Source organism: Mycobacterium sp. NGS11 (assembly GCF_059813315.1).
The window spans coordinates 1-16,042 of sequence record NZ_JCALEJ010000030.1 but is presented as its reverse complement, the minus strand read 5'-3'; the positions used below and the strand labels follow the sequence as shown (position 1 = coordinate 16,042).

Sequence of the window (16,042 nt, the reverse complement as noted above, 5' to 3'; positions counted from 1 at the left end):
GGTCGCTTTTGCGTTAGACCGTCAGGTATCCGCCGTCGACGGCGATGGTGCTGCCGGTGATATACGAGGCGGCGTCGGTACACAAGAATAGCGCCGCGCCAGCGCAGTCCCGGGGTGTACCCGGCCTGCCCAGCGGGGTGTGGAAGCCGATCTCGACGTCCATCACCTCGGGAATTCCCATGGCCGGTTTCGTGATTCGGGTGTCGATGAGCCCCGGCGCGATGGCGTTGACCCGGATCCCGTCGTCGGCCCACCGGCGGGACAGGTTCATAGTCAGTGCGATCAGGCCCATCTTCGCCGAGGCATAGCCGGGGACGAAGACCGCCGAGCGGAAAGCGGACATCGAGACCACGCTGACGACGCTCGCGCCGCCCAGCGCCTGGCTGGACTTGAGCCGTTCGTGACATCGCATCGTCAGCCGCATCGGACCGAGCATGTTCTGCGCGACCGACGCGACGTAGCCATCCGGGTCGTATTCGTCGCCGGCGGGATAGGGGCCACCCGCGTTGTTGATCAGGATATCCAGGTCCCCCAGCGAATCCGCCAGGGCGTCAACCGATTCGGCATCCTGAATCTGGCACTGCCGGTACGCGAACGCGCCCAGCTCCTTTCCGGGATAGTCCGCGGCCGACCCGCGGGTGCCGGTCACCGTGACGGTGGCCCCGGCGGCGGCGAAGCCGGTGGCGATGGCGTTCCCGATGCCGTTGGTGCCGCCGGTAACCAGCACCTGAGAGCCGGTGAAGTCGAAGTTGACGATGTTCATTCGGACGTCCTCAATTCGTTGATGGACTTATCGGGCCAGGCCATCCCAGCAATCTTCGGTGCGGCCAACAGCGCCTCGTGCGCGTCGGCGGCCGGCGGTGCATGGCCACCTTGATGTCCTCGTCGCGCGGCGAGTTGACCTCGCCCCAGTCCTCGGCAACCCCCTGGCTGACGGTGATCGCCGCGTCGGACCGGCTGTGTCGACAAAAGCGTTGCGGCGCAATGGTCTTCGAAGCCCAGTAGGCAGTTGCAGATGATCTGCCCCCGCTCGTCGGTTGCGACCGCAAGGAGTGGGAGACGCCCGGCGACATTCAGGCGCCGTCGCCTCGGGGCTTCGCGGGAGTGTCCGTCGTGGCCGAGAGATCGCCGGCTCCCGGGAGCTCCCGATGAATTTGTCGCGTCAGCCCGCCGCAGCGAAGGGACCGGCCGCGCCGGTGGGCAGGCTACGTTCGGCGTCGGCACGCGGTCCCCTAGGCCGCCGGGCGGTCGTGAGAGCGATGACTGGCGTTTCGACAACGGGAGCGCAGAAGTAGCACAGACCGGGTGCGAGTTCGGGAAAGCTGCACTCGGGGCAAAGCTCGGGGCAAAGCAGTGCACTCGTCATGAGATCGATGGTCAGGCCGACGGGTTCTCCCGCGCCACATCGGTGAGAAATAGGTATGTATGTGCCACAAAACCGTTGCTCAATCGAGTCATCACGAATCGGCGAACAACGCACCGATGACGACGTCGCGCTAAGGCAGCGCTAGAGAATTTTCATCTGTTCGGGCTGCGGCTCGGCCGGCTCGAGCAACTGCGGGCCGTTGTTGCGGACGTTGTTGACCAACGTCGACACCTCGCGCATCCGAATGGCGCGCACATCGGGTGTGCGGGCCAGCAGGTTTTCATCGATCGCGGCGTCCGGGTCCAGCCACCGGTCCCAGTCGCGTTCGGGCATCACCAAGGGCATCCGATCGTGAATCTGCGCCAGTTCCCCCGGCGCATCGGTGGTGATGATGGTGCAGCTCAGCAGTGGTGCGGCGTCTTTGGCGGGTTTCCACACCGACCACAGACCCGCCATGAACAGCGGCTCGCCGTCTTCGGAGTACATGAAAAACGGCGTCTTGAGGGTCTTCTTCCCGGCGGCATCGTCCGAATTGACCCGCCATTCGTAGTAGCCATCCATCGGGATCAGGCAGCGCTTGGATTTGGCGCTGGTCCGGAAGGCGGGCGACGTGGTGACCTTGTCCGCGCGAGCGTTGATCAGCATCGGGCCCTTGGTGTCCGGCGCGCCGTCGGCACCGGCCTTGGCCCACGGCGGCACCAAGCCCCAGCGCATCAGCCGCACCCGCCGCGTCGGCTGGTCGTCGGGCTCGGAATGCCGGCTGACGACGGTCGCGATGGTCGACGTCGGGGCCACGTTGTAGTTGGGCGCGGATGCGTCGGCGCCCGTCGCCTCGTCGATCGCCTTGATCTTCTCGGCCAGCAGGGCCGGATCGGTCGTTACCGCGAACCGTCCACACATACATTCCATAGTGGCAGAGCCACCGAATCCTATTGGTGGCAAAAACCGGCGACAGGCAATGATGGACCGATGAGTGCGTGGACGGCCCCCGTGGCATCGCAGCCCGTGCGGGCGACCGTGACCGTTCCGGGTTCGAAGTCGCAGACCAACCGGGCCCTGGTGCTCGCAGGCCTGGCGGCGGCCCTAGACCAAGGCACCCCGACCATCAGCGGGGCGCTGCGCAGCCGGGACACCGACCTGATGATCGGGGCGTTGCGCACCCTGGGCTTGCGTGTCGACGGTGACGAGACGGAGCTGACGGTCAGCGGTCGCGTCGATCCGGAGACGCCGGCGCAAGTCGATTGCGGCCTGGCCGGCACGGTGCTGCGGTTCGTGCCGCCGCTGGCGGCGCTGGCCGAGTCGGTGGTGGAGTTCGACGGCGACGAGCAGGCCCGGGCGCGGCCCATCGCGCCGCTGCTGGACGCGCTGCGCGGGCTCGGCGTCCGGATCGACGGCTCCGGCCTGCCGTTCCGGGTGCTGGGCGCCGGCTCGATCAGCGGCGGCACCGTGGAAATCGACGCCTCGGCCTCCTCGCAGTTCGTCTCGGGGTTGCTGTTGTGCGCGCCCTCGTTCACCGAGGGTCTGACCGTGCGACACACCGGTCCGGCACTGCCGTCGGCCCCGCACATCGCGATGACGGTGGTGATGTTGCGGCAGGCCGGCGTCGACGTCGACGATTCCGTTCCCAACAGCTGGACGGTTCGCCCGGGGCCGGTGGCGGCGCGGCACTGGCAGGTCGAGCCGGATCTGACGAACGCCGTTCCGTTCCTTGCGGCGGCGGTGGTCAGCGGCGGTTCGGTGCGCATCACCGGCTGGCCGGCCGACAGCGTGCAGCCCGCCGACGACATTTTGTCCGTGTTAGGCAAGTTGAATACCGTTGTGAAGCAGACCGATTCGTCTCTGGAGGTGCGCGGTTCCGAGGAGTACGGCGGCTTCGACGTCGACCTGCGCGCCGTGGGCGAGCTGACACCCTCGGTGGCCGCCCTGGCGGCGCTGGCGACGCCCGGATCGGTATCCCGGCTCACCGGCATCGCTCACCTGCGGGGGCACGAGACCGACCGGCTCGCCGCGCTGAGCGCCGAGATCAACCGCCTGGGCGGCGATTGCGAGGAAACGTCCGACGGCCTGGTGATCACCGCGACGCCGCTGCGCGCCGGGACGTGGCACGCGTATGCCGACCACCGGATGGCGATGGCGGGCGCGATCGTCGGGCTGCGGGTGGACGGGGTCGAGGTGAGCGACATCGGCGCCACCAGCAAGACGTTGCCCGACTTTCCGCAGCTGTGGGCCCGGATGCTGGGGCACGGCATGTGAGGCCCGGCGACTACGACGAGTCCGACGTCAAGATCCGCTCCGGCCGGGGGTCGCGGCCGCGGACCAAGACCCGCCCCGAGCACGCCGACGCCGAAGCCGCGATGGTGGTCAGCGTCGACCGCGGCCGGTGGGGATGCGTGCTGGGCGGCGACGTCGATCGCCGGGTCACCGCCATGCGGGCCCGCGAACTGGGCCGCACCCCGATCGTCGTGGGCGACGACGTCGACGTGGTAGGCGACCTGTCCGGGCGGGCGGATACGCTGGCCCGCATCGTGCGCCGCGGCGAGCGCCGAACGGTGTTGCGGCGCACCGCCGATGACACCGATCCGACCGAACGGGTGGTGGTGGCCAACGCCGATCAGCTGCTCATCGTGGTGGCACTGGCCGACCCGCCGCCCCGCACCGGCCTGGTGGACCGGACGCTGATCGCCGCCTACGCCGGCGGCCTCACGCCGATCTTGTGCCTGACCAAGACCGACCTCGCCCCGCCCGAGCCGTTCGCGGAACAGTTCGTCGACCTGGACCTGACCGTGGTCGCCGCCGGCCGCGACGATCCCCTGCTGGCCGTCGCGGACCTCCTCGCGGGCAAGATCACCGTGCTGCTCGGGCATTCCGGCGTCGGCAAGTCCACCTTGGTCAACCGTCTCGTGCCCGACGCGGATCGTGCCGTCGGCGACGTGACCGACATCGGCAGGGGACGGCACACCTCGACGCAGTCGGTGGCGCTGCCGCTGACCGAGCCGCTGGGCACCACCGGCTGGGTGATCGACACGCCGGGCATCCGGTCCTTCGGGCTGGCACACATCCAGCCCGACGACGTCATGATGGCGTTTTCCGATTTGGCCGAGGCCATTGCGGATTGCCCGCGCGGCTGCGGGCACATGGGCCCGCCGGCCGACCCCGAGTGCGCCCTGGACACACTGACCGGGCCCGCCGTGCGCCGGGTCGCCGCGGCGCGCCGGCTGCTGGCCGCGCTCAACCAGACTTCTTAGCCAGTCGCATGCCGAGCTCGTCTGGCGGCACCAGATGCCCTTCCGCGCAACGGATTTCGACGCTCGCCTCGGCGCCGCAGTCCAGGTGGACCAGTCGCAGGCGGTTGCGGCCGGGCAGATGATGTCTCCCCCACTCGAACATCGCCCACACCACCGGCATGAATGCGATGCCGGAGTCGGTGAGTACATACTCGTCGCGGCTGCGCTGCCCGGGCTCTCGATAGGGCTGGCGCCGTAGCAATCCCAGCTCGACCAGTTCGCTCAGCCGCGCCGAGGTGGCGGCCTTGGTGATGCCGACCCGGCGGGCGAAGTCGTCGAATCGGGTGGTGCCGTAATAGGCCTCGCGCATGATCAGCATCGCGGACTTGGTTCCGACGACGGCCATCGTCTTCTCGATCGCGCACTCGCCCACCGCCGACCAGGCGTCGCGGTCGGCCAGCGGTCCTTGCAGCAGTGTCATCTAAATCACCTCCGCGGCTGGGTTGCTTTAAGCATACCGAGGTGTTTATCTGGGTACAGCAAGCTATACCTAGATGAACAAGACTCGAGGAGGAGTCATGAACCGCGACGCCGTCATCGTCGGAGCCGTCCGCACCCCCATCGGCAAGGGCAAGGCCAGTGGCGCGCTGCACGACGTGCTGCCGGCAGATCTGCTGGCACACAGCCTGCGCGAGCTGGTGGCGCGTACCGGCGTGGATCCGGCGCAAGTCGACGACGTCATCGCCGGCGCGGTCACTCAGGTCGGTGACCAGGCGGCCAACATCGCGCGTAATGCCCTGCTGGGCGCGGGGTTCCCGGAGTCGGTTCCCGGCGTTTCGATCGACCGGCAGTGCGGCAGCAGCCAGCAGGCCATCAGCTTCGCGGCCCAGGGCGTGATCGCCGGCGCCTACGACTTGGTCATCGCCGCCGGCGTGGAGTCGATGAGCCGTGTCCCGATGGGCACCCAGGTATTGCCGGGCAGCAACCCGATGGGCGAGGACATGACCCGGCGGTATCCCGACGGCCTGGTGCCGCAGGGCATCAGCGCCGAACTGATCGCCGCGAAGTGGGGCTTCACGCGCGCCCAGCTCGACGAGTTCTCCGCCGGCAGCCACGAAAAGGCCGCCCGCGCCACCAAGGAGGGCCTGTTCGAAAACGAGCTCACGCCGATCGCCGGGCTGGCCACCGACGAGATCATCCGCCCCGGCACCACGGTCGACACGCTGGCCGGGTTGCAGCCGGCATTCTACAGCGACGCGGCCAAAGCCCGTTTCCCGCAGATCAATTGGGAGATCACACCCGGCAATTCGTCGCCGCTGTCCGACGGCAGCGCCGCGGTGTTGATCACCAGCAGCGAGGTCGCCACGAAACTTGGACTACGCCCGCTGGCCCGGATCCACACAGCCACCGTGGTGGGCTCCGACCCGCTGTACATGCTGACCGGCGTCATTCCGGCCACCGAGAAGGTGTTGTCGAAGGCGGGCCTGACGCTCGCCGACATCGACCTGTTCGAGGTGAACGAGGCGTTCGCGCCCGTCGTGCTGGCCTGGGCTCAGGACACCGGCGCCGACCTGACCAAGACCAACGTCAACGGCGGCGCGATCGCGATCGGTCATCCGTTGGGCGCCAGCGGCGCTCGCATCATGACGACGCTCGTCAACGCTTTGGAGCAACGCGGCGGCCGCTACGGCCTGCAGACAATGTGTGAGGGCGGCGGCATGGCCAACGCCACCATCATCGAGCGGTTGTGAGCGGGCGATGGCGACAATCCTTGTCACAACCGCCAACGGCGATACTGGGCGGCCGATGGTCGAGTACTTGCTCCAGCGCGGCCTAGGGGTCAGGGCGATGGTGCGCAAGGACGACGCCCGCGCGCAACGCCTTCGCGACAGTGGTGCAGAAGTGGTATTCGGCGACGCGCTCATTCTCCATGACATTCGCGCGGCGCTGGAAGGCGTGCAACGCGCCTACTTCAACTTCCCAGTGGCGGAAGGGCTGGTCGAAGCGGCCGTCATGTTCGCACAGGCCGCAAAAGAAGCAGATCTCGAATTGATCGTCAACATGTCGCACATCCAGTCGCGCCCTGCGGCCCGAAGCAAGACGACGCAGAACCATTGGCTGTCCGAGCAGATCTTCGACTGGTCGGGGGTCCCGACCACCAATTTGAGGGTCACGTTCTTCATGGAATGGCTGACATACATCGCCGAGTCGATCCGACATGGCCGATACGTCATGCCTTTCGACGGTGATAGTCGCTTCGCACCGATCGCCGGACGGGATATTGCGTTGACGGCCGCCACCATCCTCGCTGCACCCGAGGAGCACGCCGGCCGCACGTACACATTGACCGGCCCGGTCGAGTACAGCCATCGGGAGCTGGCCGCAGAGGTCGGCCGTATCCTCGGCAAGGATCTGCCGTTTCAACAGGTCACCGTAGCGACGTTCCTCGACCTGATCGGCACGCCCGACGACACGGCCAAGCTCAAACACTTCTCGGCGGTAAGAATCGACCAACAAGAGGGACGGCTGGCGGGTATCAGCGACGCGGCCCGAGAAATAATCGGACGCCCCCTCAGCACGGTGGACGACTTCATCAAAGAACATCGTTCGTTGTTCGGACGCGAGGAGGTCGAGCATGCCAGCCTCTGAAATACCCTTCGACGGCATTCGAGTGCGCTACGACAGCGACAAGAGCTACGACGAACTACGTGCTGCATTGCTCGCCGACATCGGCCAGCGGCCGGTGCCGATCAACGACATAGCGACGTCAGGCGACGACTGGAGCTCCTACCAGAAACACGTCGAATCCTACGTCGGACCAAGCGGTTTCATGCTGTTCGGCCTATTCGACCACGGCGCCTGGATCACCAGGGCCGGAATCGACCGCAAGGCATTGCGGGTGATTCTGGGCAATCCGCTGATCGCCATCACCATGCTGCGCCACGACGTCACGGCCGGCTTGTTCGCCCCGGTCGAGGTGCTGTTACTCGACGAGGGCACCGGGAGCAGCCTGACTTACGTCAAGCCGTCGTCGCTGATGGTGGTTGGGCCCAACGCGGAATTGCTCAGCGCGGCACAAGAACTCGATGCCAAGTTGGCCGCGCTGGCCACCGAGGTGACCAGCGGTTGCTGACGACCCCAATTACGTTGTGGCGCTTGGTGCATACTCCTGGCCCAGCGGACCGCAGCGGATGTCGAAACGCTGCCGCACCGTGTCGAGAACACGGCGCTGACGCTCGCGTTCCCGGCGGTGGGTGAGCAGGAACCGCGCCACGCTTGGCAGGCGGCGCGGCAGCGGGTACCACTTATCGAAATCGAGTCCGTTTTCGTCGAACACGCTCCTGGGCACGTTGTCGTAGATCAGGCTGAGGTTGTGCTGGACGAGCGCGAAGAGCACGTACGGAAAAGCCAGCGGCGCCTTCTGCCTCAGGCTCATCCAGTCGACTTCGTAGAGCTGAACCTCATTGAGTTTGTCCAAGAACAGTAGGTGGCCCAGGAAATACCCGATGAACGCGGGCAGGTGCAGTATGGCCGAGCGCACGTTGATGGAAGCGACTGCACCACTGGGCGAAACGTATGGCTCGTAGGGATAGTCGTCGGGGAATTTGACGTATCCCGTGCAGTTGACGACCCAGCTGCCCGGTTCGATCGTCTTCGTCGATCCGCTGCGGAACACCAACTCGGTCGTGTCGTTGTGATCGACCGCATCCTCGAAATAGTCCATCAGGACATCGGTTAGCCCCGCGCAGATCGTGCGGTTCTCGGCCCGCGACAACACTCCCAGCACGAAGTTGTTCGCCTGCGGGGTTAAGAACGTGCCATGGGTGGCCCGGTACCAACCTTGGACGTCTGATTCATTGGTGCCGTCGTACCGGCTACTCAATTGTGTGCCGAGGTTGCTCGTAGGTGTGCCCTTCCACCACCGCCGGATGCCGCTCGGAAACAGACTGTCGCGGCAGGAGAAGAAGGTTCCCCGGCCGGCGACGAGGTTCACCTCGCGGCCGGGGTATGCGGTGATCAACGCATGCGCGGTGTCCATCGCGGTCTTTCCGCCGCCGACGATCCACACCGGCGCATCGCTTTCGCTGATGTCGCCCGACCGGACGTCGCAGTAGTCGGGCGACACCGAATGGACGCGCGTGCTGGAGATGCGCAGCGGCTCGTTCGGCGTGATTCCGAGGCCATAGGCTTTGATCAATCGCTTGGCCTCGACGACCAGCTTCCGGCCGTCGGCAGCGCTGGCGGTGGCCCGGACGATTCCGTTCGCTTCTTCCTCCGACTCGAAGTCCCAGCCGAAGTACTCGTCCACCGGCACGCGTTCCCTGATCACGTCCACGCAGTGCCGAAAATGGTCGAGCACTTCGCCTTTGGTCGCCAAATAGGAGCGGTCCTTGCCGATCGTCCATTCGATGTTGCCCGCGGTGAACATCGGATGCGGTTGGTGCAGACGCACATACGGGTACACATCGACCCACATGCCGCCGGCACGCGGGCGTCGATCGATCAGGATCACCTTGTTGTTGCGCGACAGGTATCGACTCGCGGCGAACAGAGCATTCAGCCCGGCGATGCCTGCTCCCACGATGCACACGTCGCAGGTTTCTACCGGTGAGGGCTGGGACGCGGACATCTGGCCACCTTTCCTTGCACCCGTGACAAGTATGTGCCCGCGCCGCGGCGCGGCGACAGCGTAATCGACTACCCGAAAGCCGAGCGTCTACCCGCTTGACTGACACCCGTCATTGACGACCGTCAGCGAGTGGCGTACGGTGCTTCCATGCAGTCACCACCGACGCCGCCCGCGACCGGATCGCCGGCCGGGGGCGTCCGCGAGGCGCGACGGCTGGAAACCCGCGCCCGCCTGTTCGACGCGGCGCTGGCCGAGATCTCGCGGCGCGGCGTGGCCGCCGCCGATGTCAGCGCGATCGTTGCCGAGGCCGGCGTGGCCCGGGGGACGTTCTATTTCCATTTCCCGACCAAGGAGCACGTTCTCATCGAGGTGGAGCGCCTCGAGGAGACCCGAATCATCAGTGAATTCGGCGACACCGGCGGTGATCTGGAGGCGGTGCTCTCCGAACTCGTACCTCACGTGCTCAGTGCTGAAAGGCGCTTGGGCGAAGCCGTGTTTCGGGACATGCTCGGACTGCATTTCTCCTCTACCGGTCCCATCGAGGACGAGTTCGCGCAGCACCCGCTCGGACAATTTCTGGTGGGCGTCATAAGTCGGGCCCAGGACGCGGGACAGGTCGACTCCACCGCCGATGCAGCGGAACTCGCAACGTTCTTCCTCACCGGACTTTTCGCGCTGCTGGCCACCGGGGCCCACGACGCAACGCTGTTGCGCCATTACGTGTCAACGATTGTCAAAGGAATGGAGAAGCGATGAATCGCACGGGCATCGAGGGCTACCGGGACTTCTTGGCCAAGCGTGACGGCGAGGCCGATCTGCTCAACAGACGGCTTGCCAATCGCGAGGAGTTCTTCAACGGCCTGGAAGCCAACCCCATTCGGTCAGCCCACCCCGCGGACCGAACCACCTTCCTGCGCAACCTGCGACGCCGGCGCCCCGAACCCGGCCTCGACGAGAAGATGCTTTTCCTACTGGCGACCGCGAAGCTGAATCAGGCGGAGCGCTTCGGTGTGGGACTGGGTGAGACGTACGGGCGCAACAGCGACGAAAGCGTGCCGCCCGAGCGCGTCTACCTCGAGCTGGAGGAGCACTACCACACGAGACTGTTGGCGTACGCCCTCGACGTCTTCGATCTGACCTTCCAGGTCGTCCCGCCGCCCTTCGTCATCCGCCAGTTCGTCAAAGCGAACGTATTCCTGCCCGAACGGCTCGGTTTCTTGTTCGTCGGAGCCGCGGAGATGGCGGGATGCATCCTGTTCGATGAGTTACGACGCGCCGGCATAAGGCTTTTCGCCGACGAACCGGTAGTCGCCGAACGGATCGAACTGCTCTACAGCGAAATCCTCACCGACGAGATCGGCCACGTCGGCTACTGCGCATCACGCTGCACACCCGCGGAGCGGGCGATCATGCGCCGAATCTATCCGCTTATAGGAAGACTCTTCGCCCGTCAAACCGCGGAGATAAGCCTGCTGGTCGATCCAAAGGCGTTGCACGCACGGCTGGACCGCCCCTTCGATGTCGAGGAACTGACCGTCGGCCTGAACAACGAGACCTACCTCGTCACACACCCCTGACGGTCGCGCCGAGCGTGCATTGAGGGCGACAAATCGGCGAAATCTTCGCCCTGAGAACACGTTCGGCGCGCTGGGGTGCGCAGGCTCGGCCCGAAAGCCAACCGGCGGTTAGGCGGCCAGATCGTCGTCGGCACGGCGGGCCGCAGCCGCCTGCTTTCCACGCCGCCAACCACGCACCGCTGCGATCGCGGACTTCAGACCGCGGCGGCGGCCGGTCGCCGGATCGGTGCCGACGAAACCGGGCTCGAGCTCGGCGAACATCCGCTCACTGCGAGTCTCCGGAGCATTGTCGGCGTCGTCACGCAGGTAGGAGTTCGGCAGCGAGAGCTTGGCCAGCGTGCGCCACGTCTTGGCGTACTGGAACAGGAAAGAGCCTGTGGTGTAGGGCAAGTCGTACTTGTCGCAAACCTGACGCACCCGCACCGAGATCTCGTGCAGCCGGTTGCTCGGCAGGTCCGGGTACAGGTGGTGCTCGATCTGGTGGCACAGATTGCCGCTCATGAAACGCAGCGCCGGGCCGGCCTCGAAGTTGGCGCTGCCCAGCATCTGACGCAGGTACCACTGCCCCTTCGTCTCGCCGATCATGTCGGTCTTGGTGAATTTCTCTGCGCCGTCGGGGAAATGGCCACAGAAGATCACCGCGTTGGCCCACACGTTGCGAATCACGTTGGCAAGCGCGTTGGCCTTCAACGTGGACATGTACGTGGCACCCGGCGACACCGACGTCAGCGCCGGGAACGCGACGTAGTCCTTGAGCACCTGGCGGCCGGCCTTGGCCAAGAACTCGTCGACGCGTTGCCGGGCTTCGTCGTTGTCCATGCGCCGCTTGGCGATCTTGCCGAGCTCCACATGCTGCAGCCCGACTCCCCACTCGAAGAGCAGCGCGAGCATGGTGTTGTAGACCAGGTTGAAAACGTTGAAGCGCTTCCATTTCTGGTCGCGGGTGACGCGCAGCAGGCCGTAACCGACGTCGTCGTCCATTCCCAGAATGTTGGTGTACTTGTGGTGCACGAAGTTGTGCGTGTAGCGCCAGTGCTTGGACGACCCGCTCATGTCCCACTCCCACGTCGAGGAGTGAATCTCGGGGTCGTTCATCCAGTCCCACTGGCCGTGCATGACGTTGTGGCCGATCTCCATGTTCTCGACGATCTTGGCCACGCCCAGGGTCACCGTCCCCGCCCACCAGGCCGAGCGCCGCGAGCCGGCGGCCAGCAGCAACCGGCCGGTCACCTCCAGCGCGCGCTGGGCCGCGATGGTGCGGCGGATGTAGCGAGCGTCCCGCTCGCCGCGTGAGTCTTCCACGTCCTGGCGGATGGCATCGAGCTCAACGGCCAGGCTTTCGATGTCGGCGTCCGTCAGATGGGCGAATACGTCGACGTCTGTGATCGCCATCGTCGTCATCTCCCTGCGGTCGTTCGGTCGGTACTAGACCTACGCTATCGTAACCTACGAATGCGTAGGTTACCAATGAGTAGCATTTAAATGTCGAGGACGCAATCGCCCGAAGCCGCAGACACGCAGGTCTGCACCCTGGTCCCCGGGTCGTGCTGCTGGCCGGTCCGCAGATCACGGACGTGCCCCTCGGTCAGACTCACCACGCACGACTGGCAGATCCCCATCCGGCAGCCGAAGGGCATCTGCACACCCACGCCCTCGCCCGCGTCCATCAGCGACGTCGCCGCATCGGCAGTTACCGTGCGTCCGCTTTGGGCGAAGGTAACCGTTCCGCCGGCGCCCGCGGGTGCGGCCCTGGACACCGCGAACCGCTCGAGGTGCAGGCGCTCGCCGATGCCCGCCGCTGACCACACGCGCTCGGCCTCGGCGAGCATGCCTTCCGGCCCGCAGGCCCAGGTCTGCCGATCGCGCCAGTCCGGCACCTGCCGATCCAGCACGGACAGGTCGAGCCGACCCTGCGTGCGCGTCTCGCGCAGCTGCATCCGGTAACCGGGATGCTCGGCGGCCAGCGCGGCCAACTCGGCCCGGAACATGACATCGGATTGGGTGGGTGCCGAGTGCACGTGAGCGATGTCACCAATCTGGTTGCGGCGCACCAGGGTCCGCAGCATCGACATCACCGGCGTGATCCCGGATCCGGCGGTGAGGAACAGGATCGACGCGGGCGCCGGATCGGGCAGCACGAAGTTGCCCTGCGGGGCGGCCAGCCGGACGATGGTGCCCGGCTCGACGCCGGCCACCAAGTGCGACGACAAGAACCCCTCCGGCATCGCCTTCACGGTGATGGTCACGGTGCGGGCCGAACCGGAGCCGGACCTGCCGGACGGAGCCGAGGTGAGCGAATACGACCGCCAGCGCCAGCGCCCGTCCATGAGCAGCCCGATGCCGATGTACTGGCCCGGCTGGTAGTCGAAGTTGAAGCCCCAGCCCGGCTTGATGACCAGGGTCGCGGAGTCTTCCGTCTCGCGACGCACCTGCAGGACCCGGCCGCGCAGTTCGCGCGCCGACCAGAGCGGGTTGGCCAGATGCAGGTAGTCATCGGGCAGCAGCGGCGTGGTGATGCGAGCGGCCAGCTTGCGCAGCGCGTGCCAGCCGGGGTGCCGGTCGGCGCCGGCGACAACAGGCCGCTTGGTGTCGACGACGTTGCCCGTGATCGATGGGTTACGTCTGCCCAGGGGAAGCTCCTGCTCACGATGTGTCGTCTGACTTGCGCTCACATTGTGATCCATTCTGTGCGCCTCACGAAACCTACGGTACCGTAACCTACGGTGTCGTAGCTACCGCAGCGACGCGGATCACCTCACTTAGGCGTCACATCAGCTCCAACAGAAATGGCAGCTCCTGGTTGGCGTACCAGGCCAGATCGTGGTCTTGCGCGTCGCCGACGATCAGGTCGGCGTCCTCATCGCCCAGGTCGGCGGCGTCGACGGCCTCGATGGCCTTCGCCACCGCCGGTTCGGCCCCGGCGTTGTCGACGTAGGCGGCGATCACGTCGCCGATCCGCACCGGCCCGGACAGCCGGACCACCGCGTCGTCGAGGTCGGGACGGTAAGTGACGTCCTCGACCTCGGCGGCCAGCACCGCGCGGCGCGGCCGCAGGGATTCCGATGACGCGCCGGTCCCCTCCGCCGCTTCCGCTTCGCGGGCGGCCAGCAGCCGCAACGACGCCAGGGCCGCCTCGCGCAGCGCCACGTCGGCGAGCTCGTCGTCGTCGCCCTCGGCGTAGGCCTCGCGCAACCGCGGCGTCAGTGCGAACGCGGTGCCGTTGACCGGGCGCAGCGAGCCGTCGGCGACGAGCTGCGCCAGCATGGGCAGCGTGGCGGGGATGTAGACGACCGTCATGGTCAGATCAGCGTGGCCGCGTAGTCGTCGACGTACGTCGACAGTTCGCGCGGCGGGCGCTGGTAGTCACCGCTGACGACGGGACGCTCGGGCAGCTCGACCTTGGGCGTCTCGACATCGCGGTAAGGGACGGTGGACAACAAATGGGCCATCATGTTCAGTCGCGCGTGTTTTTTGATGTCGGATTCCACGACATACCAAGGGCTTTCCGGGGTGTCGGTGTGCACCATCATCTCATCCTTGGCTCGTGAGTAGTCCTCCCACCGGTATACCGATTCGAGGTCGATCGGGGACAGCTTCCATCGCCGCACCGGGTCGTTGAGCCGCGCCTTGAACCGGCGCAGCTGTTCGGCCTCGGAGACCGAGAACCAGTACTTGCGCAGCAGTATCCCGTCGTCGATCAGCATCTGCTCGAAGATCGGCGTCTGCCGCATGAACAGCGCATGCTCTTGCGGCGTGCAGAATCCCATCACCTTCTCGATGCCCGCCCGGTTGTACCAGGACCGGTCGAACAGCACGATCTCGCCCCTGGTGGGCAAGTGCGCGATGTAGCGCTGGTAATACCACTGCCCCCGTTCACGATCCGAGGGCGCCGGCAGCGCGGCGACGCGTGCGATTCGAGGGCTGAGGTATTCGGTGATCCGTTTGATGGCACCGCCCTTGCCCGCGGCGTCGCGGCCCTCGAACAACACCACCAGCCGCGCCCCGGATTGCCGCACCCACTCCTGCAGCTTCACCAATTCCGTTTGCAGCCGGAACAATTCGGCCTCGTAGACGTCGTCGGAGATTTTGGGCACGGCCTGTCGAGCCGACTTCTTCTTGTTCGGCGCGCCATCACTTTTCGCGGTACTCACAGCAACGAATGATAGCCGCACGCAGGGGTTTTCACCGCCGACTAGGAGCGGGACGCCTCGAGTAGTTCTTCGAGCGCTTGGTTCAGCAGCCCGGGCAGCAGGTCGACATCGCTCATGGCTTCACGGTCGGCGTTGATTCCGTAGTACAGCTCGCCGTTGTACGACGTCACCCCGATGGCCAGCGCCTGGTTGTGCAGCAACGGCGGCACCGCATAGGTCTCCAGCAACTTGGTGCCGGCGATGTACATCTGCGACTGCGCGCCCGGCGCGTTGGTGATCAACAGGTTGAACGTGCGCTTGGAGAAGCTCGGGAAACTGGTCGCCACCCGAATGCCCATGGCGTGCAGGGTCGGCGGGGCGAAACCCGACAGGGTGACGATGGTCCTGGCGTCCACCAGCTGCGCGGCCGTCGGGTTCGCCTCGGTCGCGTGCGCGATCTGCGACAGCCGCACCACGGCGTTGGGCTCTCCCACCGGCAAGTCGACGAGGAACGGCATCACCTGGCTGATCGCCTGACCGGGACCGCTGGCGTCGAGGTCGCCGTCGTCGTAGACCGGCAGCGGCGCCATCGCGCGCACCGTCGCGGTCGACGACACCGCCACCCCCCGGGACATCAGCCAGTTCCCCAGCGCGCCGGCGATGACCGCGAGGACGACGTCGTTGACGTCGCAGTCATAGCGCGCGCGCACGGTGCGGTAATCCTCGAGCCTGCCCCGCGCGACCGTGAAGCGCCGGTGCCGCGACACGGTCGCGTTGAGCGGGCTGCTGGGCGCGGTCCCCCGGGCCACGGTGCGCACCAGGTCGACGACCCGGCGGCCGGCGTCGAGCAGCTCTGTGTGGTTGGTGACCAGCCCGCCGATCATCGACCCGACGGCCTGCAGCTGCGCGCCCGGACCCGTGACCCATTCACTGATCGCGCCCAGCACCAGCCGGGTGTTGCCGGGGTCGCGCTCCGGTATCCAGATGTCCTCGGGGAAAGGGGGCGGGCGTTTCGTCCGATCGCCGATGACGTGATTGATCTCCAGCGCCGACATGCCGTTGACCAGCGCTTGATGCGACTTTGTGTAGAGGGCCAACCGGTTCTGGGACAGGCC

At 66.3% G+C, this 16,042-nt stretch carries 16 protein-coding genes and 1 pseudogene; 7 read left to right on the top strand and 10 right to left on the bottom strand.

The window, feature by feature from the left end; genetic code table 11:
• Positions 1 to 13: 13 nt before the first annotated feature.
• The 3 genes and pseudogenes from AC5Y4T_RS23055 to AC5Y4T_RS23045 all read right to left on the bottom strand — a co-directional run bounded on the left by AC5Y4T_RS23055 (position 14) and on the right by AC5Y4T_RS23045 (position 2,266).
• Positions 14 to 763: an SDR family NAD(P)-dependent oxidoreductase gene (locus AC5Y4T_RS23055; RefSeq protein ID WP_499920285.1), complete on the bottom strand. Its 750-nt coding sequence runs from the start codon at positions 761 to 763 to the stop codon at positions 14 to 16.
• 121 nt (positions 764 to 884) lie between these two features.
• Positions 885 to 1,154 (bottom strand): annotated as a pseudogene (locus tag AC5Y4T_RS23050) (MBL fold metallo-hydrolase); the annotation flags it as partial.
• A gap of 353 nt (positions 1,155 to 1,507) precedes the next feature.
• On the bottom strand, positions 1,508 to 2,266 hold the full coding sequence (locus tag AC5Y4T_RS23045; protein WP_499955619.1) for an SOS response-associated peptidase: 759 nt from the start codon (positions 2,264 to 2,266) through the stop codon (positions 1,508 to 1,510).
• A gap of 69 nt (positions 2,267 to 2,335) precedes the next feature.
• On the opposite strand from AC5Y4T_RS23045, the gene aroA reads away from it, so the two are divergent.
• Together aroA and rsgA are read left to right on the top strand one after the other, a co-directional pair.
• The gene (gene aroA, locus AC5Y4T_RS23040; protein WP_499955617.1) at positions 2,336 to 3,619 is read left to right on the top strand and encodes a 3-phosphoshikimate 1-carboxyvinyltransferase; all 1,284 of its coding nucleotides are present in this window, start codon (positions 2,336 to 2,338) and stop codon (positions 3,617 to 3,619) included.
• A complete protein-coding gene (rsgA, locus tag AC5Y4T_RS23035) occupies positions 3,616 to 4,611 on the top strand; it encodes a ribosome small subunit-dependent GTPase A (RefSeq protein WP_499955615.1) in 996 nt (331 codons plus the stop codon). Before aroA ends, rsgA begins: the two co-directional genes overlap by 4 nt.
• Here rsgA and AC5Y4T_RS23030 read toward each other — a convergent pair.
• Positions 4,595 to 5,071, bottom strand: a complete 477-nt coding sequence (locus AC5Y4T_RS23030) for a winged helix-turn-helix transcriptional regulator (RefSeq protein WP_499920293.1) — start codon at positions 5,069 to 5,071, stop codon at positions 4,595 to 4,597. The two genes, rsgA and AC5Y4T_RS23030, sit on opposite strands and share 17 nt — an antisense overlap.
• 97 nt (positions 5,072 to 5,168) lie before the next feature.
• On the opposite strand from AC5Y4T_RS23030, the gene AC5Y4T_RS23025 reads away from it, so the two are divergent.
• Genes AC5Y4T_RS23025 through AC5Y4T_RS23015 form a run of 3 tightly spaced genes read left to right on the top strand, consistent with a single transcriptional unit; the run spans position 5,169 to position 7,723 of the window.
• Positions 5,169 to 6,341 (top strand): thiolase family protein, encoded by a 1,173-nt coding sequence (locus AC5Y4T_RS23025; protein WP_499955613.1) that lies wholly within the window; start codon positions 5,169 to 5,171, stop codon positions 6,339 to 6,341.
• A gap of 7 nt (positions 6,342 to 6,348) precedes the next feature.
• On the top strand, positions 6,349 to 7,239 hold the full coding sequence (locus AC5Y4T_RS23020; protein WP_499955611.1) for an NmrA family NAD(P)-binding protein: 891 nt from the start codon (positions 6,349 to 6,351) through the stop codon (positions 7,237 to 7,239).
• The gene (locus AC5Y4T_RS23015) at positions 7,226 to 7,723 is read left to right on the top strand and encodes a DUF302 domain-containing protein (protein WP_499955609.1); all 498 of its coding nucleotides are present in this window, start codon (positions 7,226 to 7,228) and stop codon (positions 7,721 to 7,723) included. The genes AC5Y4T_RS23020 and AC5Y4T_RS23015 overlap by 14 nt, the downstream gene beginning before the upstream one ends.
• 9 nt (positions 7,724 to 7,732) lie before the next feature.
• Here the strand turns inward: AC5Y4T_RS23015 and AC5Y4T_RS23010 are convergent, their stop codons facing one another.
• Positions 7,733 to 9,220 carry an FAD-dependent oxidoreductase gene (locus AC5Y4T_RS23010; protein ID WP_499955607.1) on the bottom strand — a complete coding sequence of 496 codons (1,488 nt, stop codon included), beginning with the start codon at positions 9,218 to 9,220 and terminating at the stop codon, positions 7,733 to 7,735.
• A gap of 147 nt (positions 9,221 to 9,367) precedes the next feature.
• Between AC5Y4T_RS23010 and AC5Y4T_RS23005 the strand changes: the two genes are divergently transcribed.
• Both AC5Y4T_RS23005 and AC5Y4T_RS23000 read left to right on the top strand, forming a co-directional pair.
• The gene (locus AC5Y4T_RS23005) at positions 9,368 to 9,976 is read left to right on the top strand and encodes a TetR/AcrR family transcriptional regulator (RefSeq protein WP_499955605.1); all 609 of its coding nucleotides are present in this window, start codon (positions 9,368 to 9,370) and stop codon (positions 9,974 to 9,976) included.
• Positions 9,973 to 10,797, top strand: coding sequence for a hypothetical protein (locus AC5Y4T_RS23000; protein ID WP_499955603.1), 825 nt, complete (start codon positions 9,973 to 9,975; stop codon positions 10,795 to 10,797). The genes AC5Y4T_RS23005 and AC5Y4T_RS23000 overlap by 4 nt, the downstream gene beginning before the upstream one ends.
• Positions 10,798 to 10,905: 108 nt before the next feature.
• Here AC5Y4T_RS23000 and AC5Y4T_RS22995 read toward each other — a convergent pair whose 3' ends face one another.
• From AC5Y4T_RS22995 to AC5Y4T_RS22975, 5 genes are all read right to left on the bottom strand, one after another.
• Positions 10,906 to 12,189, bottom strand: a complete 1,284-nt coding sequence (locus AC5Y4T_RS22995) for a fatty acid desaturase family protein (RefSeq protein WP_499955601.1) — start codon at positions 12,187 to 12,189, stop codon at positions 10,906 to 10,908.
• An 86-nt stretch (positions 12,190 to 12,275) separates the two neighbouring features.
• The gene (locus AC5Y4T_RS22990; RefSeq protein ID WP_499920732.1) at positions 12,276 to 13,427 is read right to left on the bottom strand and encodes a ferredoxin reductase; all 1,152 of its coding nucleotides are present in this window, start codon (positions 13,425 to 13,427) and stop codon (positions 12,276 to 12,278) included.
• A gap of 136 nt (positions 13,428 to 13,563) precedes the next feature.
• A complete protein-coding gene (locus AC5Y4T_RS22985; protein WP_499955599.1) occupies positions 13,564 to 14,094 on the bottom strand; it encodes a DUF6912 family protein in 531 nt (176 codons plus the stop codon).
• 2 nt (positions 14,095 to 14,096) lie between these two features.
• Positions 14,097 to 14,948 (bottom strand): polyphosphate kinase 2, encoded by an 852-nt coding sequence (ppk2, locus tag AC5Y4T_RS22980; RefSeq protein WP_499955597.1) that lies wholly within the window; start codon positions 14,946 to 14,948, stop codon positions 14,097 to 14,099.
• A gap of 41 nt (positions 14,949 to 14,989) precedes the next feature.
• Positions 14,990 to 16,042 (bottom strand): wax ester/triacylglycerol synthase domain-containing protein (locus AC5Y4T_RS22975; RefSeq protein ID WP_499955595.1); only part of this gene is annotated, 1,053 nt, incomplete at its 5' end.